The organism is Mesorhizobium sp. M0808 (genome assembly GCF_040320025.1).
Taxonomy (GTDB): Bacteria; Pseudomonadota; Alphaproteobacteria; order Rhizobiales; family Rhizobiaceae; genus Mesorhizobium.
The window spans coordinates 523,666-543,780 of sequence record NZ_JAMYOX010000001.1 but is presented as its reverse complement, the minus strand read 5'-3'; the positions used below and the strand labels follow the sequence as shown (position 1 = coordinate 543,780).

General features: G+C 61.5%; 23 protein-coding genes and 2 pseudogenes. 10 read left to right on the top strand and 15 right to left on the bottom strand.

The window, feature by feature from the left end:
• The first annotated feature begins 72 nt into the window (after positions 1-72).
• Positions 73-777, top strand: a complete 705-nt coding sequence (locus NKI25_RS02870) for an SOS response-associated peptidase (RefSeq protein WP_352569130.1) — start codon at positions 73-75, stop codon at positions 775-777.
• Here NKI25_RS02870 and NKI25_RS02865 read toward each other — a convergent pair.
• Positions 774-1,034 (bottom strand): hypothetical protein, encoded by a 261-nt coding sequence (locus NKI25_RS02865; RefSeq protein ID WP_023677293.1) that lies wholly within the window; start codon positions 1,032-1,034, stop codon positions 774-776. The two genes, NKI25_RS02870 and NKI25_RS02865, sit on opposite strands and share 4 nt — an antisense overlap.
• A gap of 3 nt (positions 1,035-1,037) precedes the next feature.
• Positions 1,038-1,298, bottom strand: coding sequence for a hypothetical protein (locus tag NKI25_RS02860; protein WP_352569131.1), 261 nt, complete (start codon positions 1,296-1,298; stop codon positions 1,038-1,040).
• Positions 1,299-1,445: 147 nt separating this feature from the next.
• Between NKI25_RS02860 and NKI25_RS02855 the strand changes: the two genes are divergently transcribed.
• The 3 genes from NKI25_RS02855 (at position 1,446) to hyoA (ending at position 6,154) form a co-directional block, all read left to right on the top strand.
• Positions 1,446-1,613 carry a hypothetical protein gene (locus tag NKI25_RS02855; RefSeq protein WP_352998110.1) on the top strand — a complete coding sequence of 56 codons (168 nt, stop codon included), beginning with the start codon at positions 1,446-1,448 and terminating at the stop codon, positions 1,611-1,613.
• Positions 1,614-1,919: 306 nt separating this feature from the next.
• Complete coding sequence (locus NKI25_RS02850; protein ID WP_352998108.1) at positions 1,920-2,474, top strand: hypothetical protein; 555 nt, start codon at positions 1,920-1,922, stop codon at positions 2,472-2,474.
• Complete coding sequence (gene hyoA, locus NKI25_RS02845; RefSeq protein ID WP_502897313.1) at positions 2,471-6,154, top strand: NACHT domain-containing antiphage protein HyoA; 3,684 nt, start codon at positions 2,471-2,473, stop codon at positions 6,152-6,154. Before NKI25_RS02850 ends, hyoA begins: the two co-directional genes overlap by 4 nt.
• A 204-nt stretch (positions 6,155-6,358) precedes the next feature.
• Here hyoA and NKI25_RS02840 read toward each other — a convergent pair.
• The 10 genes and pseudogenes from NKI25_RS02840 to msuE form a co-directional block, all read right to left on the bottom strand.
• Positions 6,359-6,550 (bottom strand): annotated as a pseudogene (locus tag NKI25_RS02840) (KamA family radical SAM protein); the annotation flags it as partial.
• A 1-nt stretch (position 6,551) separates the two neighbouring features.
• Positions 6,552-6,659, bottom strand: a pseudogene (locus NKI25_RS02835) (BA14K family protein); the annotation flags it as partial.
• Positions 6,660-6,901: 242 nt separating this feature from the next.
• Positions 6,902-7,051: a hypothetical protein gene (locus tag NKI25_RS02830; RefSeq protein WP_023677295.1), complete on the bottom strand. Its 150-nt coding sequence runs from the start codon at positions 7,049-7,051 to the stop codon at positions 6,902-6,904.
• A 3-nt stretch (positions 7,052-7,054) separates the two neighbouring features.
• Positions 7,055-7,384: a DUF2934 domain-containing protein gene (locus NKI25_RS02825; RefSeq protein WP_352998104.1), complete on the bottom strand. Its 330-nt coding sequence runs from the start codon at positions 7,382-7,384 to the stop codon at positions 7,055-7,057.
• Between the two features lie 128 nt (positions 7,385-7,512).
• The gene (locus NKI25_RS02820) at positions 7,513-8,145 is read right to left on the bottom strand and encodes a BA14K family protein (RefSeq protein ID WP_352998102.1); all 633 of its coding nucleotides are present in this window, start codon (positions 8,143-8,145) and stop codon (positions 7,513-7,515) included.
• Between the two features lie 166 nt (positions 8,146-8,311).
• Positions 8,312-9,073 carry an ABC transporter ATP-binding protein gene (locus NKI25_RS02815; RefSeq protein WP_352980154.1) on the bottom strand — a complete coding sequence of 254 codons (762 nt, stop codon included), beginning with the start codon at positions 9,071-9,073 and terminating at the stop codon, positions 8,312-8,314.
• A gap of 37 nt (positions 9,074-9,110) precedes the next feature.
• Positions 9,111-10,109 carry an ABC transporter substrate-binding protein gene (locus NKI25_RS02810; protein WP_352915549.1) on the bottom strand — a complete coding sequence of 333 codons (999 nt, stop codon included), beginning with the start codon at positions 10,107-10,109 and terminating at the stop codon, positions 9,111-9,113.
• A gap of 58 nt (positions 10,110-10,167) precedes the next feature.
• Complete coding sequence (locus NKI25_RS02805; RefSeq protein WP_352569136.1) at positions 10,168-11,016, bottom strand: ABC transporter permease; 849 nt, start codon at positions 11,014-11,016, stop codon at positions 10,168-10,170.
• 40 nt (positions 11,017-11,056) lie between these two features.
• On the bottom strand, positions 11,057-12,421 hold the full coding sequence (locus NKI25_RS02800) for an LLM class flavin-dependent oxidoreductase (RefSeq protein ID WP_352998099.1): 1,365 nt from the start codon (positions 12,419-12,421) through the stop codon (positions 11,057-11,059).
• Between the two features lie 52 nt (positions 12,422-12,473).
• Entirely contained in the window at positions 12,474-13,031 is a 558-nt protein-coding gene (gene msuE / locus NKI25_RS02795; RefSeq protein WP_352569138.1) for an FMN reductase, read from the bottom strand.
• A 490-nt stretch (positions 13,032-13,521) separates the two neighbouring features.
• On the opposite strand from msuE, the gene NKI25_RS02790 reads away from it, so the two are divergent.
• A complete protein-coding gene (locus tag NKI25_RS02790; protein ID WP_352782893.1) occupies positions 13,522-13,731 on the top strand; it encodes a hypothetical protein in 210 nt (69 codons plus the stop codon).
• A 32-nt stretch (positions 13,732-13,763) separates the two neighbouring features.
• On the opposite strand, the gene NKI25_RS02785 is transcribed toward NKI25_RS02790, so the two are convergent.
• Entirely contained in the window at positions 13,764-15,056 is a 1,293-nt protein-coding gene (locus NKI25_RS02785) for an Nramp family divalent metal transporter (protein ID WP_352569139.1), read from the bottom strand.
• A 236-nt stretch (positions 15,057-15,292) separates the two neighbouring features.
• Here NKI25_RS02785 and NKI25_RS02780 point away from each other — a divergent pair, with 236 nt between their 5' ends.
• Positions 15,293-15,598, top strand: coding sequence for a hypothetical protein (locus NKI25_RS02780; protein WP_023677305.1), 306 nt, complete (start codon positions 15,293-15,295; stop codon positions 15,596-15,598).
• Between the two features lie 103 nt (positions 15,599-15,701).
• Here the strand turns inward: NKI25_RS02780 and NKI25_RS02775 are convergent, their stop codons facing one another.
• The gene (locus NKI25_RS02775) at positions 15,702-16,556 is read right to left on the bottom strand and encodes an aldo/keto reductase (protein ID WP_352906080.1); all 855 of its coding nucleotides are present in this window, start codon (positions 16,554-16,556) and stop codon (positions 15,702-15,704) included.
• 229 nt (positions 16,557-16,785) lie between these two features.
• Here NKI25_RS02775 and NKI25_RS02770 point away from each other — a divergent pair, with 229 nt between their 5' ends.
• The 4 genes from NKI25_RS02770 (at position 16,786) to NKI25_RS02755 (ending at position 19,163) form a co-directional block, all read left to right on the top strand.
• The gene (locus NKI25_RS02770; protein ID WP_352998097.1) at positions 16,786-17,421 is read left to right on the top strand and encodes an ankyrin repeat domain-containing protein; all 636 of its coding nucleotides are present in this window, start codon (positions 16,786-16,788) and stop codon (positions 17,419-17,421) included.
• Positions 17,422-17,566: 145 nt separating this feature from the next.
• Positions 17,567-17,956 (top strand): ArsR/SmtB family transcription factor, encoded by a 390-nt coding sequence (locus tag NKI25_RS02765; protein ID WP_352458214.1) that lies wholly within the window; start codon positions 17,567-17,569, stop codon positions 17,954-17,956.
• Positions 17,953-18,486 (top strand): SRPBCC family protein, encoded by a 534-nt coding sequence (locus tag NKI25_RS02760; RefSeq protein ID WP_352755600.1) that lies wholly within the window; start codon positions 17,953-17,955, stop codon positions 18,484-18,486. Before NKI25_RS02765 ends, NKI25_RS02760 begins: the two co-directional genes overlap by 4 nt.
• Positions 18,487-18,587: 101 nt before the next feature.
• Entirely contained in the window at positions 18,588-19,163 is a 576-nt protein-coding gene (locus NKI25_RS02755) for a dihydrofolate reductase family protein (RefSeq protein ID WP_352724559.1), read from the top strand.
• Between the two features lie 64 nt (positions 19,164-19,227).
• Here the strand turns inward: NKI25_RS02755 and NKI25_RS02750 are convergent, their stop codons facing one another.
• Entirely contained in the window at positions 19,228-20,028 is an 801-nt protein-coding gene (locus NKI25_RS02750) for a class I SAM-dependent methyltransferase (RefSeq protein ID WP_023677312.1), read from the bottom strand.
• Positions 20,029-20,115 lie beyond the last annotated feature (87 nt).

Below are 20,115 nucleotides of genomic sequence, written 5' to 3'. Positions count from 1 at the left end.
ACCCAACGGACAGCGCTGGAAATTCCAGGCCGTTTCCAACAAGATGCCTGAGCATCCGGGAACGGCCTGAAAATGTGCAATCTCTACAACATCACGACCAGCCAGGAGGCTATCCGCCAGTGGACCCGCGCCTTGCGCGACATCCTCGGCAATCTCGAACCCTCCATCGACATCTATCCCAACCAGCCCGGCCCGGTGGTGCGCAACGCGCCGGACGGCGAACGCGAATTGGCCAATCTGCTGTGGGGCATGCCGACGCCACTGGAGCGGGTCAAGGGCAAGGCCGACTACGGCACCACTAATATCCGCAATCCGCAATACGGCCACTGGCAGCAATATCTCGGCATCGAGAACCGCTGCGTGGTGCCCGTCACCAGCTTCGCCGAGCCCAGCCCGACGCCCGGCGACAAGGACCCCGAGACCGGCATTCAGCGCAACTACTGGTTTGCACTCGGCGAGGACCGCCCGCTATTCTTCTTTGCCGGCCTGTGGACGCGCTGGCATGGCCTTCGCAAGGTCAAGGACCGCCCTGCCGATCACCAGGTCTATGGCTTCATGACGACCCAGCCCAACGCGCTGGTCGCGCCGATCCACGAAAAGGCAATGCCGGTGATCCTGGCCACGCCGGAAGAAACCGAGACCTGGCTGACGGCGCCATGGTCCAAGGCAAGGCATCTGCAGCGCACGGCGCCCGATGATGCGCTGGTGATCGTCGACAAGCCGGCGACGCAGATCAAGTTTCCGCAACAGGCGCCGGTGCAAGGCTCATTATTTTAGCGCTTGAACTTCTGCAGCACCCAGATGTAGCCCTTTGGCGGATGATCCTGGTCGATGAACTGCGTCTTCACCGTCGTGTCCTTGCGGCTGCATCGCTTGCACCTGAACCTGATCGCTTCCAGCGGCTTGTTCCAGCCCACCACCTGGGCCACGTCATTCGCCCTGAACCGTCCGACATGGTAGCAATGGCCGCACTCCACGATGAGCAGCATGTTGGCCTTGGCGGCACGCCCAACGCTGTCCATCGGCCCGGCCATGGCTCATTTCCGGGTCGAGTAATCCTCGGGCAGCGGAAGCAGGCCAAGCTCCGCCATCCGGTAATCAGGCTCCTTCTCCGCGACGCTGGCCAGCACCCCGTGCAATTTCTCGAGAAGCCCGCAAAGCTGCCAGAACAGCTCGCCATGCGCCTTCAGATGCAGCTGCGACGACAGCACCGTCTTGCGCAGGCTCAAAGCGTCCCTGATGATCGCCTCCGCATCCCTCGCCGACAGCCTGTCAAACCGGCTTTTTCGTCTGCCCATTGCGGCTCTCCTCGATTTGTGAGCAACCGCCCCGCCTACTGACAAATAGGAAGGCATTCCTCGCAGAGTCAATTCGCTCTTGACATTTTTGTTCCCGTTTTGTTCAATTTCAACAGGAACGCTGGAGGCACCGCCAAGGACCACATCGTGACGCTGGACAGCCGCCAGGAGGCTGCCCTTCAGGCCATCGCCGACAGGTTCATTGCATTGCACAAGGGCGACGCGGTGAAGGCGCTGAAAGAGATGATTGTTTTGAATGGGCACTTGCAGGAGCGGCTTGATGTGGTGGAGGAAACTCGCCGGGCAGTGCGCTAGGCGCCGGAACCGCAGCAGCCGTTTCCGAACCTGAGCGACGTAAGGGGCGCCACTTCCGGACTTTTATGGCGCTTTTCCGGACTTGAGCATACACCTGGTCGAGTTGGCAAGCGCCGGCTGGCCTTAAATTATGCCGCGAAAAGATTGAAATACCTGTCTGGAATATAAGTAACGGTCCAGCCTTCAATCCAATCAGGCTGCTGTGGGAAAAGCCAAAACTCTCGTGACAGGAAAGTATTAACACCTTAGGATCAGCTCTATCGATTTATTCTGACTACGATTTTAACTCACAGCCCCTGAAATTCAATGATTTCCCACCCTTCGCCTGGAATTGTTCGTACCTTTCGCGACTTGTCCGACAGAGAAGTCGCCGATATCGAGAGTGCCTCGCTGCTGATGCACTGGGGAATGTCGTACACTATCGCGTGGGGCGATCTGCTGAGATCTCGTCGCATCTTGATAGTGTCCGAAGCCGGGGTCGGAAAGACATTCGAATGTCGCGCATGCCGGGACCGGCTTTGGGCGAACGGCGAGCCAGCGTTCTTTCTCGAACTGGCAACGCTCGCAGGCGAAAACGTCCGGGATATGCTTGACTCTGAAGAACAGGCGCGATTCGACGCATGGCTGCGTGCCCAATCTGAAACGGCGACCTTCTTCCTCGATTCAGTCGACGAGTTGAAGCTCAGCTTGGGATCATTCGAGCAGGCCCTAAAACGTCTGAGCAGGGCACTTGCGGGACACCTCGGACGCGTTCGGGTCATCATCACCACGAGGCCTGTCCCGATTGATCAACGGCTGATTGAAAGGCATTTGCCCTCTCTAAGCGGCAGATTAGAGAGTTTGCAGTTCTCCAGGGTGTGACCGACCCTGATATATTACTTGCCGATATCGAGCGACGGGACGCTCAAGAGTATGCGCAACGGCCGCAGGACCTAATCGAGCTTTGCTCAGATTGGAGGGAGCATCACCGTATCAGAAGCCATCTCGAGCAAGTGGCGACAAATGCTACCACCAAGCTCAAGCCGCGGACCGATCGCGGTGAGCGGGCACAACTTACCGTAGATCGAGCGCTAGATGGAGCGTCACGACTCGCGCTAGCGGCGACGCTGACAAGAAAATTGACCATACGTCACAGTGCTGAATCCGACAGAATTGATTCTTCTGAAGCTGCACTTGATATAAGTAAAATCCTGACGGATTGGCCACAACACGAGCGCGACACGCTTCTTGAGCGAGCCTTGTTTGGTTTCGCGACATACGGCCGAGTACGCTTTCATCATCGATCAGTGACCGGATATCTAGCCGCGAAACGTCTAGACGCCCTTCTAAGTCGAGGTGTTCCCATCAAAGCCGTGAAGCGGCTCCTCTTTGCTGAGACAGCCCAAGGCGACAAGGTTGTTCGCCCCTCGATGCGCCCGATCGCCGCTTGGCTCTCGATCTGGCACGAGGGAATATTTGCCGAGGTTAAGGAGCGCGAGCCGGAGGTTTTGCTCAACCACGGTGACCCGCAGTCGCTGCGACCGTCGCAGCGCGCCGAGATTTTGAAGGCCTATGTTGATCGCTACGGCAAGGGAGGCTGGCGCGGGCTTCGTGTGCCTACGGTTCAAGTTCACCGGTTTGCTTTTCCAGAATTGAGTCCGTCCGTCAAATCCATCTGGGTAGGCAAAATCGAGAACCCCGAAGTACGCGAACTCATCTTTGAGCTTATTGGCGCAGGAAAACTAGTCGACTGCGCTGATATTGCATATAGCGTGGCTGTCGATGCCCAAGCCTCCCACCGTGAACGCATCGACGCGCTGGGTGCACTCATCGCATTGGACGAAAGTCGCCTGAAACACATCGCGACGTCCATCGAAACGGATGTCGTGCTGTGGCCTACAGAGATAGCTCGCTCCGCCACTCTTCGGCTGTTTCCGAAATATCTTTCGGTGCGTCAATTGTGCACCGTCCTTCAACGGGTGAAGGAGCGAAAGCGCTCCATCGGCGACATAAGTTGGAAACTTCCCCAATTGATCGCGGAGTCAAATTTCCCGGCAGCCGCCCTCGATGAGCTTCGGACCGACCTGACGGCTTTGGTCACCGAAGGGGCGGAATGGCAAGACAACAAATGGCCTCATGTTCAAAGCAAACGGCCCGACCTCGTAACTTCGTTGATGGCGACATGTGTCAGCCATTTCCACCAGGGCTGCGCGAGTGTCGAGTTGTTCCGATCGAGCGTGCTGGCGCTGCGCTTCGCTGAGGACGAGCATTCCCAAGAACAGCCCGCCAAAGAACTACGGCGCTTCTTGGAGGATGCTTCGAGTGAAAACCGTGAAATCGCATTTTGGGCCGATGACGCATTCCTGCAGGCGCTACACCCGACAAAGGATGCATGGGGACGGGTTTTTCAACTGAGCCACTATGGCGGCGTTCGCCTCACGGCGGAGAAGGATCACGCTTGGGTTCTTCGACGGTTGGCCGACAAGACCAACTCTGTCGCCGAGCGGGAAATGATGCTTAACGCAGCGATGATCGAGCTAGCCAAGCCCGGTGACGATCTTATGAAAATACTCGAAGGGCTGAAGGCATATGTGGCCGATTTTCCGCCGCTTCTGAAGATCGTTGAAGACCGGATGAGGCCTGCCGAGATCAGTGAGGAGATGCGTCGCCTCGAAGTAAAAAGCGCCCTGCGAAAGCAGCAATCCGAGACAAGTAGTGCAAAAGCGCGAGCTAGCTGGATCAAATTTTGGCAAGAGATCGCGAGCGACCCTGACAAGGTGTTCAATTCCGATCGCGCAGACAGTACGGCTTGGAATCTGTGGCAGGCCATGGAGCGGTCGGGCAACGAAAGCCGCGCATCGGGATGGAATCGGCGATTTATCGAGCAACAATTCGGTCGGAAGGTTGCGGATCGGCTCCGTCATGCGCTTCTAGGCATGTGGCGGAAGTATAAGCCGACGTTGAGCAGCGAGCGACCAGCAGGTCAAAAGAATACCTTCTTGGTCAAATGGCAACTTGGCCTAGCGGCGATTGCTGCCGAAGCGGAAGACCCTCTTTGGGCAACCAAAGTCGCCGAAGAGGAAGCACGCCTAGCAGCGCGGTATGCACCTATTGAGTTGAACGGCTTTCCGTCGTGGCTGGATGCTCTCGTTGCAGCGCACCCGAAAGCCGTCGACTCTGTATTCGGCGAGGAGCTTACTCTTTCGTTGCAAGACCCTCTCGACGAGAACGGCGCCACGATGTTCTTGCAGAACGTCCGTCACGCTTCTCCGCGAGTAGCGGAACTCTTCGAGCCACGTATTAAGGCCTGGTTGGACAAAACGCGCAGCCAGCGTCCGGGCAAAAACGGCTGGACAAAGAGTCGATTGGCTCAAGCCATCGATGTGCTGGTGCAATCCGACGATCAGAGTATGCGCAATGCCTTAAGGAGCATTGCTGTCGAGGAGCTTTCCAAAGGCCTTCAATCACAATTTTCCAAGATCTGGCTGCCACTTCTGATGCAGCTCGACCCGGCAGCCGGCGTTGAGGCATTGGAGAAAGGCCTTCAGACTATACAGCCCAGCAAGCGAGGGGCCGGAGTTGAATGGTTCTCCACCCTATTCGGCTACGACCATCTTGGCCCGACGATTGATCTGAGACGCACTGAGTTCTCTCCGAAGATGTTGCTACGATTGGTACAGCTCGCATATCAGCACGTCAGGCCTGCAGATGATGCTTCCCGCGCAGGTGTCTACTCTCCGGAAGTGCGAGACAATGCCGAACAGGGCCGAAACACGATCTTAAATGCGTTGCTGGCTACAACTGGAAGCGAGGGCTGGGCAGTCAAACTCGAAATGGCTCAAGATCCCCTGTTCGCAAGTTTCAAAGACCGCGTCGTCGCCATTGCTCGGGAGCGCGCAGCTGAAGAAATGGACAGCACTGCAATGGGCGATAGTGAGGTCGTTGCCCTCAATACCTACGGAGAAGCTCCACCGTCCACGCGTGACACGATGTTCACGCTCATGCGCGACCGATTGGACAATATTGATGACCTGTTACTAGAGGATGTCTCGCCCCGCGAGGCGTGGGCAACTATAAAAGACGAGCGCGTCATGCGTCGTGAAATTGCGCGTGAGCTGCGCAATCACGCCAATCATATTTATACCGTTGATCAGGAGGCTGCGACCGCTGACGAGAAAGAAACGGACATTCGTATGCGTGCAGCCGTGTCTGCACAGCAAGCGACAATCGAACTAAAGATCGGCGAGAAGCCACGATCGGCGGCTGAGTTGCGCGCGACTATAAAAGATCAACTCCTGACAAAGTACATGGCTGCCGAGGATTGCCGCTCTGGCTGCCTTATGGTGACCATTGCATCGGATAAAACGTGGGCCCACCCAGACACAAACAAGCGTTTGGACTTTGCTGGCTTGATCGCGATGCTGAACGAGGAAGCAGATAGGTTATCTTTCGAGATTGGGGGCTCGGTGCGGTTAATGGCTAAAGGGCTCGACCTGAGGCCAAGGCTGCTTACCGAACGAGTAGCTAAGACGAAATCCAAGACCGGCGACCTTAAGGTTTAAATCGGCCGGTGCGCCACCTTAAATGGGGCGCCAATCAAGTGCCTGTCTAATTTGTTGGCGCGAGACAGCATGTCGCCATCGCCATAGAGCCACCAGAAAACGCGGATGGCACGGCTTTCAGTAGTGCAGTAGTGCGGGGGTGCCGACTACAAAGCCCACCAGGGCCGATGAGCCGACATCTGCACGGTCAGCGTGGGGCCGTTTTTCCCGAACGATCTCCCTATACCCCCTCACCGCCCCATCCTGCCCCCGAATCCGCCACGTCTCCCCGTTCCGCGCCTCGACATAGCACGGCCCCAGCGGCACCTTGCCGCCGGCGTCCGGCAGGTCCAGCACGGGATTGCAGATGCCCGACAGGCGCGCGCGCAAGGCGATGGCCAGCGCTTGCCTATTGGCACTACCGGCGCGGGCCGCCGGAATACGGCTGATACGTATTGTCTTCCGGCCGATACGAACGGTAGCGGCTGAAGCAATATTGCACGTGGTCGGATGAAAACTCGGCGCGCCGGGTTCATCCGACCACGGGTGGCCCTCCTCCGACGAGGTATCGCTCGCCTCGACGTAGCTGCTGTCATGGCCGGCGTCGAGATAGGGCGAGATGCAAGGGCGCTGTTGTCGGCTGTAGGACGTGTAGCGGTTGTCGTCCGGCCTGTAGGAGCGGTAGTGGTTTCGCGACGGCTTGTTGCGGGCTGGATTTAGGTTCCGCCCGGCATGCCGCGCGACTGGCTGGCGGGCACCGGCGCCGCCTCAATGCCTCTTGAAATACTGCACCTCGCGTTCGTGCTTTTCGGCGGCCTCGCGGGTATCGAAGGTGCCGAGATTGCGGCGCTTGCCGGTCTTTTCGTCCTTCTTGCGCGAATAGAGGCGGTATTTTCCGTCTTTGAGTTTTCTGATCATCTGTCACTCCCCGAGCCGCTGCTTCCCCTCAAGGTTGCGCGCTGCTTGTTCGATAGCCGCCCTGTCGTTTCCCAGCCTGTCGATCAGCTCCTGCGCCTGTTCGCCCGATATGCCGGTGCGCACCGCCAGGGCCTCCACCGTCAAAACGTCGGAGCTCGCGACCTCGCGGGTTTCCGGCAGGGCATCGCCTGCCGTCAGTGGCAGGGCTGCCTCCCTGTCGATCTCGGCCTCGGCCCGGTGCCAGTGCCGCTCGGGATCGCCATGGATCCCGCCTTCGCGTTCCCAGATCTGGTATGCGCGCTCACGAATCTTGTCTTCCCGGTCGTCGCCCATGTTGATTTCTCCTTTGGGTATCGGATGAACGCCGCGCCAACCCGAACGATCCAAGAAATCTGTGTGATGGTTGGGTGGGGTCGCACAAGGCGCCATGCACTGCGGCCGCCAGCCACCCCCCGGCCTGCCTACTCGCACTGCCTGCGCGGCCCCCCGGAATACGGCTGATAGCTGTTGTCCTCCGGTCGATATGACCGGTAGCGGCTGAAGCAGTATTGCACGTGATCGGATGAGAGCTCGGCGGCGCCGGTTTCGTCCGATGGCGGGTAGCCCTCCAGTGACGACCTATCGCTCGCCTCGACGTAGCTGCCGTCATCGGTGATGTCGAGATAGGGCGAGATGCAGGGGCGCTGTTGTCCGCTGTAGGACGTGTACCGGTTGTCGTCCGGCCGGTAGGAGCGGTAGCGGCTGGCGCACCATTCGACATGGGCGGCGGGTAGCGTCTGCTGCTCTTCCGCTGGTGGCTGGATAGAGCCGGTCGCGGTGATATCGGTTGTCGACGCTGCGGCATCGGCGGGTTTCGAGCTGCGATCAACTTCCGAGGTGCGAACGGGGACCGGGCGGGCCGGGAGACGCTCGAGGCCCTGCGAGGCCGGGTTCACCGGTCGCGGGTCCTTGGCCCACAGTTCGGCGACGCTGGAGACCGGGGCGGCCGGCCGTACCGGCTTGGCTATTAGAAGCCAGGTGGCGAAGGCGAGGCCGCTGGCGAATACGGCAAGCGTCAGCACGAAGCCGCCAAAGATTGCGAACAAGGCTTTCATGCCGCGCTCCTTCGCCTCCCGGTTAAGGAAATGCGGGGGCGGGGAATCCGGTTCCAGGAAAGCGCGGGGCAGGGGCACTCAAAGAGGGGCCCCTCTCCGTCTCGGCTTCGCCGAGACACCTCTCCCCGCTTCGCGGGGCGAGGAACCAAGGCCTCTTAGGCGGCTTTCAGTGCAGGCCGAATTCGCGCAGCAGTTCCTCGCGGTAGCGTACGAAACGGCTTTCGCTGCGCTCGCGCGGGCGGGGCAGGTCGATGTCGATCAGCCGCGCCGCGCCGCCTTTCTCCTTGGGCAGGATCAGCACCCGGTCGGCAAGGTAGATCGCTTCCTCGAGGTCGTGCGTCACCATCACCATGGTGACGTTCTCCTCGCTCCAGATGCGCGCCAGTTCCTCCTGCATGCCGATCTTGGTCATCGCGTCGAGCGCGCCCAGCGGCTCGTCGAGCAGCAGGATTTCGGGCTGCACGGTCAAGGCGCGGGCGATGCCGACGCGCTGCGCCATGCCGCCCGATAGCTGCCGGGGAAACGCATCGCTGAATTCGGCGAGGCCGACGAGCGCGATATAGAAGTGCGCCCTTTCCTCGGCCTCCGCCTTGGGCACGCCGCGCACTTCGAGGCCGAAGGCGACATTGCCGAGCACGGTCAGCCAGGGCAGCAGGCGCGGTTCCTGGAAAATCACCGCACGCTCGGCACCGACGCCGTGCACCGGCTTGCCGTCGATGGCGACGCCGCCGCTGTCGGCAGCCTCCAGCCCCGCAAGTATGCGCAGCAGCGTGGTCTTGCCCGATCCGCTGGCGCCGACGATGACAAGGCATTCACCCGAGCGGATGTCGAGGTTGAGGGTCCTCAGAACGGCGAGCGAGCGCCCACTGATGCTGAACGATTTGGACAGGTCGCGTATGCTGACCTGACCGCCGCTTGTGCTGCTCATCGCGCTCGTCTCCCAACTGGTTGGTCGGTTGCTTTTGTCAGTTGGTCTTGGTTTCGCCCGGCCGGTAGAGGATGTCCGCTGCCTTCAACTTACCCTTTGGCAGGCGGCCGTCGCGCTCGAGCACGCTGACCCAGAAGTCGATGTCGCGATCCGTCGCCTTGGCCCCCTGGCGCAGCCCGAAGCCGGTCCAGTAACGCGCCAGCTCGCCGTTCTCGCCGCGCTTGTCGAGGATGTTTGCCAGCACCTTGCGCGCTTCGTCGGGGTTCTGCAGCGACCAGTCTGAGGCGCGCGCCGATTGCTCGACGAAATTGCGGGCGGCGTCGGGATGCGCGGCGATGAAGTCGCGCCTGAGCACGACGAAGCCGCCCGCCAGCTCGCCCAGCACGTCGGTGTCGTTGAACACGCCACGCACGCCGCCATTGTCGACCAGCGCCCCGGCAAATGTCGCCTGCCAATAGCCCAGCGCCGCGATGTCGACCTGGCGGGAGCGCAAGGTCTGTTCGAGCTGCGGTCCGGGCACGACGACGAGATTGGCGGCGTCCGGCGACAGGCCGACGCTGTGCAACGCCTCGCGCACGGTGTAGTCGAGATGGGCGCCGAGCGTGTTGACGGCGATGGTCTTGCCGGCAATGTCGGCGATCGATTTGATCGGGCTGTCGTCGAGCACGTAGAAGACGCTGCGCACCTTGCTGTTGATGCCGTTGCTCGGATAGACGGCGACGAAGTCGTTGCCGCCGGAGATCGAATTGATCACGGCGGCGGTTGCGGCCGAGCCGATATCGACGCTGCCGGAGGCGAGCGCAAACAATGATTCCGGGCCGCCGCCGGAATAGCCGACATTCTCCACCTCGATACCGAGGCCTTTGAAATAGCCGAGCTCGCCGGCCAGCTCATGCGGAGAGATGCTGCCACGGCTGGCGAGGGAGCGGAACTTCACTGGTGCCGCTTCGGCAAAGGCGAAGCGCGGCAGGCCGGCGGCGAGAAGGCCGGCGGCGAAGGGCGCGCCGGCAAGCAGGGAACGGCGGGTGATTTTCATGGTCCGGGTCTTTCCTGATTTGAGTTCTGGCCTGGTTGAGATTGGTAAGGGCGGGTGGTCAGTCGACGGCATTGCTCCAGCGGCAGAGCCGGCGCTGCAGGCTGACCAGCGCCTGGTTGGCGATCAGGCCGAGACCGGCGAGGATGACGATTGCCGCAAACATCAGCGGGATCTGGAAGTTGTACTGCGCGTTCATCACCTGAAAGCCGATGCCCTTGTTGGCGCCGATCATTTCGGAGGCGATCAACAGCAGTAGCGCCGTGGTGGCGCTGAGCCTCAGTCCGACGAAGATCGAGGGCACGGCGCCGGGCAGCACGACGCGGCGGAAGACGGTGAGCTGCCTGGCGCCATAGACGCGGGCCATCTCCAGCAGTTTCGGATCGACCTGCTTGACGCCGCCGATGGTGTTGAGCAGCAGCGGGAACAGCGTCGCCCAGAAGATGACGAACACCTTGGAGGCTTCGCCGAGCCCAAGCAGCAGGATGAACACCGGATAGAGCGCCAGCGCCGAGGTCTGGCGGAAGACCTGCAGGATGGGATCGAGAGCGGTCTCGACGGCGCGCACCTGGCCCATGAACAGGCCAAGCGGGATGGCGACCAGCACGGCGGCCGCGAAAGCGAGACCGGCGCGCTGCAGGCTGATGGCGATGTCGCCGAGCAGAGTGCCGCCGGCCAGCCCCTTCCAAAGTGCTGCGACAATCATGTCGATCGGCGGCAGCACGGCCGCGTTGACCCAGCCGGCGCTGCTCGACACTTGCCAGATTGCGAGGAAAGCGATGAGGACGCCGTAGCGTGACAGGAAGCGGATGCCCGCCCGGCCACCGAGGCGCAGGAAGTCGGTGCCGAGGCTCGTCGTGCTGTCACGCGTGCCGAGGCTGGCGGCCTGTTCGATGTGCTGCAAGGTCATCGTCTTGCCTCTCGCTTCGAGGGTAGTGGGCTTCTCGGGATTATTCGGCGGCCAGCACCGCCGAGCGGGCGGCGGTCCAGGGGTTTTCCGGCCGCCTGAGGCCGAGGTTCTCGCGCAGGGTCCTGCCTTCATAGGCGGTGCGGAACAGGCCTCGGCGCTGCAGTTCGGGGATCACCAGCTCGACGAAGTCGTCGAGCCCGCCGGGCAGCCAGGGCGGCAGGATGTTGAAGCCGTCGGCGGCTTCGTCGCCGAACCATTCCTCCAGCCGATCGGCGACCTGCGTGGCGCTGCCGATGACGGTATAATGGCCGCGGGCCGTTGCCACCCATTGGTAGAGCTGTCGGATGGTGAAGTTGTGCTCGTCGGCAATCTGGCGGATCAGCGCTTGGCGGCTCTTCATGCCTTCGGTCTCCTTGCTCGGCGGCAGCGGTCCATCGAGCGGATAGCCGGTGATGTCGAGCGTCTGGCCGGCCAGCCCGTTGAGCAGGGCGACGCCGTCTTCGGGCAGGATGAGATCGTTCAGCTGCTGGTACTTGGCGCGCGCTTCTTCTTCGGTGCGGCCGACGAAGGGTGCCACGCCCGGCATGATCAGCACCTGCTCGCGATCGCGGCCGACGGCCGTCACGCGCGCCTTGATATCGCGATAGAATTCCTGCGCCGACGCCAGGTTCTGATGGGCGGTGAAGATGACTTCCGCCGAGTGGGCGGCGAGCTTGCGACCGTCTTCCGATTGCCCCGCCTGCACCACGACCGGATGCCCCTGCACCGGGCGCGGCACGTTGAGCGGCCCTTTCACGCTGAAATGCGCGCCCTTGTGGTCGATGTCGTGGAGCTTGTCCTTGTCGTAGAAGCGCCCCGATTTCTTGTCGCGGATGAAGGCATCGTCCTCCCAGCTGTCCCACAGCGCCTTGACCGTCTCGACGTGCTCATGCGCGCGGGCATAGCGCTCGGCGTGGGCAGGCTGCGTCTCGCGATTGAAGTTGCGCGCGGTTTCGTCGCCGGCCGAGGTGACGACGTTCCAGCCGGCGCGGCCATTCGACAGATGATCGAGCGAGGCGAATTTGCGGGCGAGCGTGTAGGGCTCCTCGTAGGTGGTCGAGGCGGTAGCGATGAAGCCGAGATGCGTGGTGAGCGGCGCCAGCGCTGCAAACAGCGTCATTGGCTCGAAGCCGGCGATCTTGGCATTGCCGCCTTCGCGGGCGCCGAGCCCGACCGTCAGATTGTCGGCGAGGAAATAGGCATCGAACAGGCCGCGCTCGGCGGTCAGGGCGAGCTGCTTGTGGAACTCGAAATTGGTGGCGCCGTCGGCCGGCGCCTCGGGGTGGCGCCAGGCGGCGATATGTTGTCCGCCGCCGGGCAGGAAAGCGCCCAGTTTGATTTGCCTGGATTTGGTGGATCTGGTCATCGCGGCGTGCTCCTGGACGGATCGGAAAGGGGATCTCGGGTCAGTGGTGCGTTCAGGCGGCAAGGCCGACGCCGTAGGGCACTCCGGTTACACGGCATGCCTCGGCGACCGCCTGCCGGGCGCGGGCGTGGATCGGTTCCGACACCAGAACACCATTGGCAAAGTCCTTGTCGGAGGCGTAGATCGCGGTCGGTACGGTCAGCGCCTCGAAGAAGCCGAACAGCGGCCGCAACTGGTGCTCGACGATCAGCGAATGGCGCTCGCCGCCGCCGGTCGCGGCGAGAATGACGGGCTTGCCCCTCAGCGATGACGGATCGAGCAGGTCGAAGAAGTGCTTGAAAAGCCCGGTATAGCTGCCTTTGAAAGTCGGCGAGCCGGCCACCAGGATGTCGGCGCCCAGCAGCCGTTCGACGATGTTGCGCGCCGCCGGGTCGAGGTCGCCGAGGCGCCTTGCCTGCGGCAGAGACGCGCCGAGATCCTCGATGTCGAAGACGGCCGAGGCCGCGCCGATGCTTTCGGCGGCCTGCCCGACAATGTGGCTGACGAACGCCTTGGTCTTCGATGGCCGGGTCAAATTGCCCGACAGCCCCACCACGAGCTTTTTCGACATTCCTGGCTCCCTCTCAAGCGCTCTATTTTAAGATCTTGGGTCTAGCGATCTATTTTAAGTCTAGAGAGTTTGTAGAATTAAAAGAGCGAGAAAATTTCAAAAGCAGGGCGATGAGCGAACTGAGTTTGCGGCACATCGCCCGCAATTGGTTCATTCAACGCGCCGCAGCGCGCTGAAAACCCGCCACAGCGCCTTCAGCCGCGATGGCGCAGCGCGTCGGACAGAGCGCATGAAGCCGGCCGGACATATAAGGCAAGTCGCCCTCGGACGCTCCCGGCGCGACGTCGAGGAACTATGTCCCGATACCACAATCCTCGACGGCCTAGCGGTCCTCGGGGAGGATGCAAGCGAGGCACAGACCACGGCGCTGGAGTGGCTCCGCGGCATGCAGTGAGTCAGGTCAATTTGATTCAAATCCGGCTGTGGATATTTGCTTTTGGCTAAATCGAGGCGGTCATCTTGCCGGCGGGCGGGCAACAGGGAGATGCCTATGACAAGCGACTTTGCCGCCGCACACCTGCACCTTGAACGAGCCTGCCACTATTTGAGCGGCGAGGACGAGACGAGCCGCACGGCTCGTGCGGCTCTGGATCTCCTGATCGATGCAATTGTCGCAGCGCAATACAAGCGGCCGGTGGGAGATGTTGTGGAGTTTCCAAGGCCGGCAAAGCTGGGGCAATCCGCAAGCGGGAACGGGTAGTCCAACTGGCGGCGTCCCTTGTCCTGCCGGATTTACATGAACCAGGTGGCCACCAGGCCGATCGTCGCCGAGAAGATAGCGGCGGTCGTTGCCCAACCGAGTATGTTGGTGCTGCGGCTGTTCACCTGCTCCCCCATGATCCTGCGGCTGTTCGTCATCAGCATGATGAGCAGCAGCAAGGGCGGCGTCGAGAAGCCCTGAACGATGCCGGACCAGACCAGCGCCTTCATCGGATTGAAGCCGAGGAAGTTGAGGCCGGCGGCGATCGCCGTAAAAAATCCGATGGCGAGATAAAATTTGGGCGCCTCTCGAGCCCGGGCGTGCAGGCTGTTTTTCCAGCCGATGGCTTGTGCCACATCATAGGCAGCGCCGGTGGTCATGATAGGAACCGCTAGGAAACCGACGCCGATCACGCCTGCGGCGAACAGGACGCTTGCGGCCTGGCCGGCGAGCGGCCGCAGCGCCTCCGCGGCTTGCGCGGCCGTGTCGATATCGTGGTGGCCCGCCTTGTAGAGCGTAGCACCCGTCGACAGGATGATGAAATACATGATGAGATTTGAAAACATCATGCCGATGAGGATGTCCCGGCGAGAGCGACGGAGTTCGCCGGCGGTGGCGCCCTTCCTTTGCCTGAGCGTTGTGCGCCCCTGGGCAATCTCCTCCTCGACCTCCTCATTGGACTGCCACGTGTAGAGATAGGCGGACAGCGTCGTGCCGATGATAGCGACCAGGATCGACAGGAACTCGCGATTGAATTCGATCCTGGGAAGCAGCGTCCCGCGCAGCACCGCCGCGGCGTCCGGCTTGGCCAGAATGGCGGCACCGACATAGGCGAGCAGCGCCAGCGCCAGCCAGCGAAAGATGTTGCGGATCAAAGTATAGGAGCCGAAGACCTGGAGGGCGAAGATGAGGACGGCGACGAACAGCACGATCAGCGGAATGGGAAGCGGCACGAACATATTGATCGCCGCGGCCATTCCGCCGAGATCGGCCGCTGCCTCGATGGTGTTGCCGACGAGCACACCCAACAGCACCGACCAGAGCAGCCACCGCGGGTAGAAGTCCTTGATGACGTGGAACAATCCGCGCCCCGACACCTGGCCGAGCTTCGACGACAGGTAGACGACCGCGTACATCATCGGCAACGTTACCGGAGCCGTCCAGAGCAGGTCGGGTCCGAAACGGGCGCCGGCACTGGCATAGGTGCCTATCGCGGAACAATCGTCGTCGGCCGCCCCTGTTATCAGGCCGAGGCCGAGCGCTCGTCCTATGCCGCCTTTGCCCTCCTTCGGTGGGATGGAATGATCGGAACCGGCCTGCCTCATTGCGACCGGACCGGGTTGCGAACGAAAGACGCGGCCTGCCATGCAATAATGGTAAGGATCGGTCGCGGCGCTGGTCTCATTTTGCTTCCTTCCACAACTTGCCCAAACCCGGCGTGCCATGACTTGTTCCGCGACGACCGGACAGGGGTTTTGGCTCAGGCAAAAAAGTTCGGGTTGACCGCTTCCGAACGCGAAGCGACTATCCGTTCGAGGCGAAGATCGCAGGAGGAAATGCAATGGACGAGCCCGGTCAGTGGCGCCACATGTCGAGCGCGCCAAGGGACGGCAGCAGAATCCTTGTCACGGTTCGGCCGTCCGAACAGGGTCCGGCCGAGGTCGACATGGCTTACTGGGCCCGCGCCGATCAGTTCGGCAGCGAAGGCTGGCGCGCCTCCGACTCGTCTCCAGGACGCATCGTCGAATATGCCGAACCCGAGCTGAAGTGCTGGATGCCGCTGCCGTCGGCCAATCTCAGCAAGGGATCGATGCCGAGCCCCTGGGAGGGCGAAGATGTGCCGCTGGTGGATGGCTCCGGGATATGAGCTAGCGGGGAGGTAGTTTTGATCGCTGGCGGGACAGCGCCTCCCTCTGTCCTGCCGGACATCTCCCCCCAAAGGGGGAGATAGGCAGCTTCACTGTCGGCCCTCAGAACAGGAATGCAGCTGTAGCGGGGTTCGGGCCGGTGCGGCCGTCGGGCGAATCCATGCCCCGGATAAGCTCGAGGTCCTTCGCTTGCAGCTCGAAATCGAAGACATCGAAATTGGCGGCGATGCGGTCCTGGTGGATCGACTTTGGAATGACGATCAGCCCTTCCTGAAGGTGCCACCTGACGATCGTCTGCGCCACCGACTTGCCGTGTTTCCTGGCGATGCTTTCAAGCGTCGGATCGCTCAACAGCCGGCCGCTGCCCAGCGGGCTCCAGCTCTCGATGCGGATGTTGTGCCTGTCGTGGAATTCACGTTTGTCACGCTGCTGGAAGCGGGGGTGGAGCTCGATCTGGTTGACGGTCGGCGTGACGCCGGTCTCGCCGATGATCCGTTCGAGGTGGTCCTGGTTGAAGTTCGAAACGCCGATCGACTTGATCCGGCCTGATTGCCTGAGTTCGATCAGCGTCTTCCAGGCCTCGACATATCTGTCTTGGCTGGGCACCGGCCAGTGGATCAGGAACAGGTCGATCTGTTCGATGCCGAGCTTGCTCATCGTCTCGTCGAAGGCGCGCAAGGCGGCGTCGTGCTGATGTGCGCCGTTGCGCAGTTTCGAGGTGATGAACAACTCGCTTCTCGGCACGCCGGCCGAGCGGATCGCCTGCCCGACACCTTCCTCGTTCTGATAGCCTTCGGCGGTGTCGATCAGCCTGTAGCCGGCCTCGATCCCCCAGCGCACCACCTTGGCCGTGATGGCTGGATCGACCTGCCACACGCCGAGGCCGATTTGCGGAATGGCGGAGCCGTCGTTCAATCTGATCTGTTCAGGTCTATTCAGGGTAATCTGTTCAGGCATGTTCAGGTCCTTCTGCATCGTTCCGCCCGGCGCACGCTCTATCTAGTCCGGATGGCCGCCAAAGCCAGTCGATATCAGGAGAATGTGAGGAGACGGACGTGAAGCGCTGATCCTCCGCTTCGGGCCGACAGCTCTCTGTGACCCACGGACTCCAGGGAACTCTATACAGGACGACCCCACTATCGCGGATTCTGTGGTATTCTGTGGACTATCCGAGGAGGCGACTGCGTTGACCAACAGCTTGGAAGCCGAAGGGGCAAGAGACTGGTCGCCCCTGCTGGTCGCGGCAGAACAAGGCGATGCGGAGGCGGTTCGATCGGAATTGGCGGCTGGCGCCGACATCAATCAGTCGGACGACGGCGGCTGGTCTGCACTTCACCTTTCAGCCCTCAATGACCGCACAGCTGTGGTGGAGGCGCTGATCGAAGACCCGGAAATCGACGTGAATTCGAGAAACAAGTGGAAGAGCACGCCCTTGAGCCTTGCGTCGGCCAAGGGACATTACGAGTGTATCTCAGTCCTCGTGAGACACCCCCAAATAGAGATCAACGCGCGAGCTGACTACTACGGCAGAACGGCTCTTATCGAGGCGGCGAAGAACGGGCATCTCGAAGTCGTCAAGTTGCTCGTGGAGAATGGCGCGGAAGTAAATTTGACCGACAAGACGGGGAGAAACAACGCGCTCATCGAGGCTATCAAGGGGCGGCACTACGAGATCGCGGAATACCTGTTGGATTCTGGGAAAGTGAGCTTTATCAACAAAGAGATGAGGCTAAACGCCCTGATCTGGGCTGGCAGCTGCCACAACCCTCAGCTTATCGAAAAGCTGGAAGCCGCGATCCACAGTTTCTTCAACGGCAAATAGGGGCCTCGCCCTTACTGTCGCGGGGCGCGTCCGTATCTCCCGTCACGTCGACACGCTCGATGGCGCAAACGGCCCCGCGGCGCTTCACATAAATTATTCAACCAAACGGTTTACTATCTCAAAGCGTGCGTCTATATTCAACTACATGGTTGAATTAGAGACACCCAAGATGGATGCGGTTTTTCACGCCCTTGGCGACGCCACCCGGCGGCACATGCTTCGCGATCTCGCTGATGGCGAGAAAACGGTAAGCCAGCTGGCGGAACCCTTCGCGATGTCGCTCGCGGCGGCCTCCAAGCACATCAAGGCGCTGGAGAACGCAGGGCTTATTCGTCGAGAGGTGAGGGGCCGCACGCATCTGTGCCGACTAGCCCCTGGACCGCTGGCCAGCGCCCATCAGTGGCTCAGCTTCTACGAGCGCTTCTGGACCGGTCGTCTCGATGTTCTCGAACGCCTTCTTCGCGAAGAGGACGCACGCAAAGCCCAGGATGAGTCCAGGAAATCGCCCAACCCGAAAGAAGGAGACGAGCAATGAACCAGATGAGAAGCATCGACGCCTATGGCGCGCTGAGCGAGGCCGCCACGTTCACCATCCAGCGCCTCTTGCCCGGACCCATCGAACGCGTCTGGGCCTATCTCACCGAGAGTGACTTGCGCCGGCAATGGATGGCCGCGGGCCAGATGGAAATGAAGGCCGGCAGCTCGTTCGAATTGGTCTGGCGTAACGACGAGCTGACGGACCCGCCTGGGCAGCGCCCCGCGGGCTTTCCCGAAGAGCATCGGATGGAGGGCCGGATCACCGAACTCGATCCGCCGCGCAAGCTTTCCATCACCTGGGGAAACACCGGCGGCGTCTCCTTCTTGCTGGAGGCGAAGGGTAACGATGTGCTGCTCACCGTCGTTCATCGCCGCCTGCCGGAACGTGCAATCCAGCTCAACATCACGGCCGGCTGGCACATACACCTCGACCTGCTGGCCGCCCGCCTGGCGGGCAAGACGCCGACCTCGTTCTGGGACGGCTGGAGCCGCCTGCGGGAAGAATACGACCGCCGCCTGCCGGCCTGATGTAACTCGCGGCGGCCATCCCTGAGGTCGCCGCCAGCAACACGAAGCAACGCTGAAACGATGAAACGTGCTTGCATCCCGCAAGCCTGATGGAGGAAGTCATGCGCAAATTGATCGCTGGAATGAAAATTTCCGTCGACGGCAAGATGGAGGGGCCCGAGGGTTATGCCGATTGGGTCGACGCGTGGTCGGACGAATACGGCCTGACGCCGCAAATCGACGCTTGCCTGCTTGGCAGCGTCATGTATGCCGGCTACGAGCGCTACTGGAGCGCCATCCAGAACGAGCCCGACAAGCCGCTGCCGATGACCGGCAAGTTACCTAAGCCGGCCGAGCTCGAATGGGCCCGCTTCGCCGCGCAGACGCCGCATTATGTGCTGTCGAACACAATGACTTCGGCGGCCTGGCCAAAGACGCGCTTCGTGCGGAATTTCGAGGATATCGCTGCACTGAAACAGCAGCCCGGCAAGGACATCTACCTTATGGGCGGCGCCCGAATTACCGCGAGCCTTATCGATGCCGGGCTGGTCGATGAGCTCAGGCTGATCGTCTATCCGCTGCTCGCCGGTGAAGGAAAGGCGCTGTTTGGGACGGCGAGAAATCGTCGTGGGCTCGAACTGCGCAAGGTCGAACAGCTTTCGGACGGCCGCGTCGGGCTGGTCTACGGGATCGGCTAAAGCGCGTCGCGTTCGATCGGCCTCATGCGACGCGCTTTTTGCGCGGCATGCATTAGCGCCAAGGTCAGGCAACGACGCCGCGGCAGGCCCAGGCGACATTGGCAAAGGACCTCGGGCCGTCGGGCCGGCCGGCCTCATAGGCGTCGCGCATGGCGGCGTCGGTGCGCGCCCGCTCTTCCGGGTCGAGCGTGGCCACATACTTACCGAGCGGCCCTTCGCCGGCGGCAATCGGCGCCCAGTAATCATCGAAATTTTGGTAGTCCATGCGGATCATCAACTGGGTTTCCGTAACGTCGCGGAGACCCTGTTCGACAAAGGTCCGTTTCATTTCACCCGGCTGCATCATCGGCTGCGTGCAATAGCGGGCACGCAGCTGGCGTCCGCCTTCACTGAGCACCGCCACCGTGTCGATCATCATGCGCATCCCCGGCATGCCGCCGAGATGGTCCCATACCGTCGCCGCGACGACGCCGCCCGGCCGCACGACGCGGCGCATCTCGGCGACTGCCTTGCCGGCTTCCGGCACGAAATGGAGCACGAGCAGGGCTAGGGCACGGTCGAACGCGCCATCCTCAAAGGGCAGGGCGCAGGCATCCGCCTGACGGATTTTTATCCGCGGATCGGTGTTGCGCCGGATTGCCTCCTCGACGAAAACGGCCGAAAAGTCGATCGCCGCGACCTCACCGAGGTCAGCGGCCTTGACGAGCGCGAAGGTCAGACTGCCGGTGCCGCATCCGACGTCGAGGATCTTTTCGCCGTCCTTGAGGCCCGCGAAGCCGATGAACAGCGGCGCGAGCTTTTGGCTCCAGCGGCCCATGAGCTGCTCATAGCCGGCAGCATGGTGAACGTTGAAACTTGAAGTCATCGAAGCCTCCTCCCAAAGCCGTATGCTAGACTTCGGCAGCCGCTGACGAAAGCCACTTTTGGCGCGTGTTGGTTCGGCAGCCCGGAG

What these genes read in the sequence shown, in the direction of transcription:
- NKI25_RS02870 (WP_352569130.1), top strand. Translation starts at nt 73, where the DNA reads ATGTGCAATCTCTACAACATCACGACCAGCCAGGAGGCTATCCGCCAG.
- NKI25_RS02865 (WP_023677293.1), bottom strand. Translation starts at nt 1,034, where the DNA reads ATGGCCGGGCCGATGGACAGCGTTGGGCGTGCCGCCAAGGCCAACATG.
- NKI25_RS02860 (WP_352569131.1), bottom strand. Translation starts at nt 1,298, where the DNA reads ATGGGCAGACGAAAAAGCCGGTTTGACAGGCTGTCGGCGAGGGATGCG.
- NKI25_RS02850 (WP_352998108.1), top strand. Translation starts at nt 1,920, where the DNA reads ATGATTTCCCACCCTTCGCCTGGAATTGTTCGTACCTTTCGCGACTTG.
- NKI25_RS02830 (WP_023677295.1), bottom strand. Translation starts at nt 7,051, where the DNA reads ATGATCAGAAAACTCAAAGACGGAAAATACCGCCTCTATTCGCGCAAG.
- NKI25_RS02825 (WP_352998104.1), bottom strand. Translation starts at nt 7,384, where the DNA reads ATGGGCGACGACCGGGAAGACAAGATTCGTGAGCGCGCATACCAGATC.
- NKI25_RS02820 (WP_352998102.1), bottom strand. Translation starts at nt 8,145, where the DNA reads ATGAAAGCCTTGTTCGCAATCTTTGGCGGCTTCGTGCTGACGCTTGCC.
- NKI25_RS02815 (WP_352980154.1), bottom strand. Translation starts at nt 9,073, where the DNA reads ATGAGCAGCACAAGCGGCGGTCAGGTCAGCATACGCGACCTGTCCAAA.
- NKI25_RS02810 (WP_352915549.1), bottom strand. Translation starts at nt 10,109, where the DNA reads ATGAAAATCACCCGCCGTTCCCTGCTTGCCGGCGCGCCCTTCGCCGCC.
- NKI25_RS02805 (WP_352569136.1), bottom strand. Translation starts at nt 11,016, where the DNA reads ATGACCTTGCAGCACATCGAACAGGCCGCCAGCCTCGGCACGCGTGAC.
- NKI25_RS02800 (WP_352998099.1), bottom strand. Translation starts at nt 12,421, where the DNA reads ATGACCAGATCCACCAAATCCAGGCAAATCAAACTGGGCGCTTTCCTG.
- msuE (WP_352569138.1), bottom strand. Translation starts at nt 13,031, where the DNA reads ATGTCGAAAAAGCTCGTGGTGGGGCTGTCGGGCAATTTGACCCGGCCA.
- NKI25_RS02790 (WP_352782893.1), top strand. Translation starts at nt 13,522, where the DNA reads ATGACAAGCGACTTTGCCGCCGCACACCTGCACCTTGAACGAGCCTGC.
- NKI25_RS02785 (WP_352569139.1), bottom strand. Translation starts at nt 15,056, where the DNA reads ATGAGGCAGGCCGGTTCCGATCATTCCATCCCACCGAAGGAGGGCAAA.
- NKI25_RS02780 (WP_023677305.1), top strand. Translation starts at nt 15,293, where the DNA reads ATGGACGAGCCCGGTCAGTGGCGCCACATGTCGAGCGCGCCAAGGGAC.
- NKI25_RS02775 (WP_352906080.1), bottom strand. Translation starts at nt 16,556, where the DNA reads ATGCCTGAACAGATTACCCTGAATAGACCTGAACAGATCAGATTGAAC.
- NKI25_RS02765 (WP_352458214.1), top strand. Translation starts at nt 17,567, where the DNA reads ATGGTTGAATTAGAGACACCCAAGATGGATGCGGTTTTTCACGCCCTT.
- NKI25_RS02760 (WP_352755600.1), top strand. Translation starts at nt 17,953, where the DNA reads ATGAACCAGATGAGAAGCATCGACGCCTATGGCGCGCTGAGCGAGGCC.
- NKI25_RS02755 (WP_352724559.1), top strand. Translation starts at nt 18,588, where the DNA reads ATGCGCAAATTGATCGCTGGAATGAAAATTTCCGTCGACGGCAAGATG.
- NKI25_RS02750 (WP_023677312.1), bottom strand. Translation starts at nt 20,028, where the DNA reads ATGACTTCAAGTTTCAACGTTCACCATGCTGCCGGCTATGAGCAGCTC.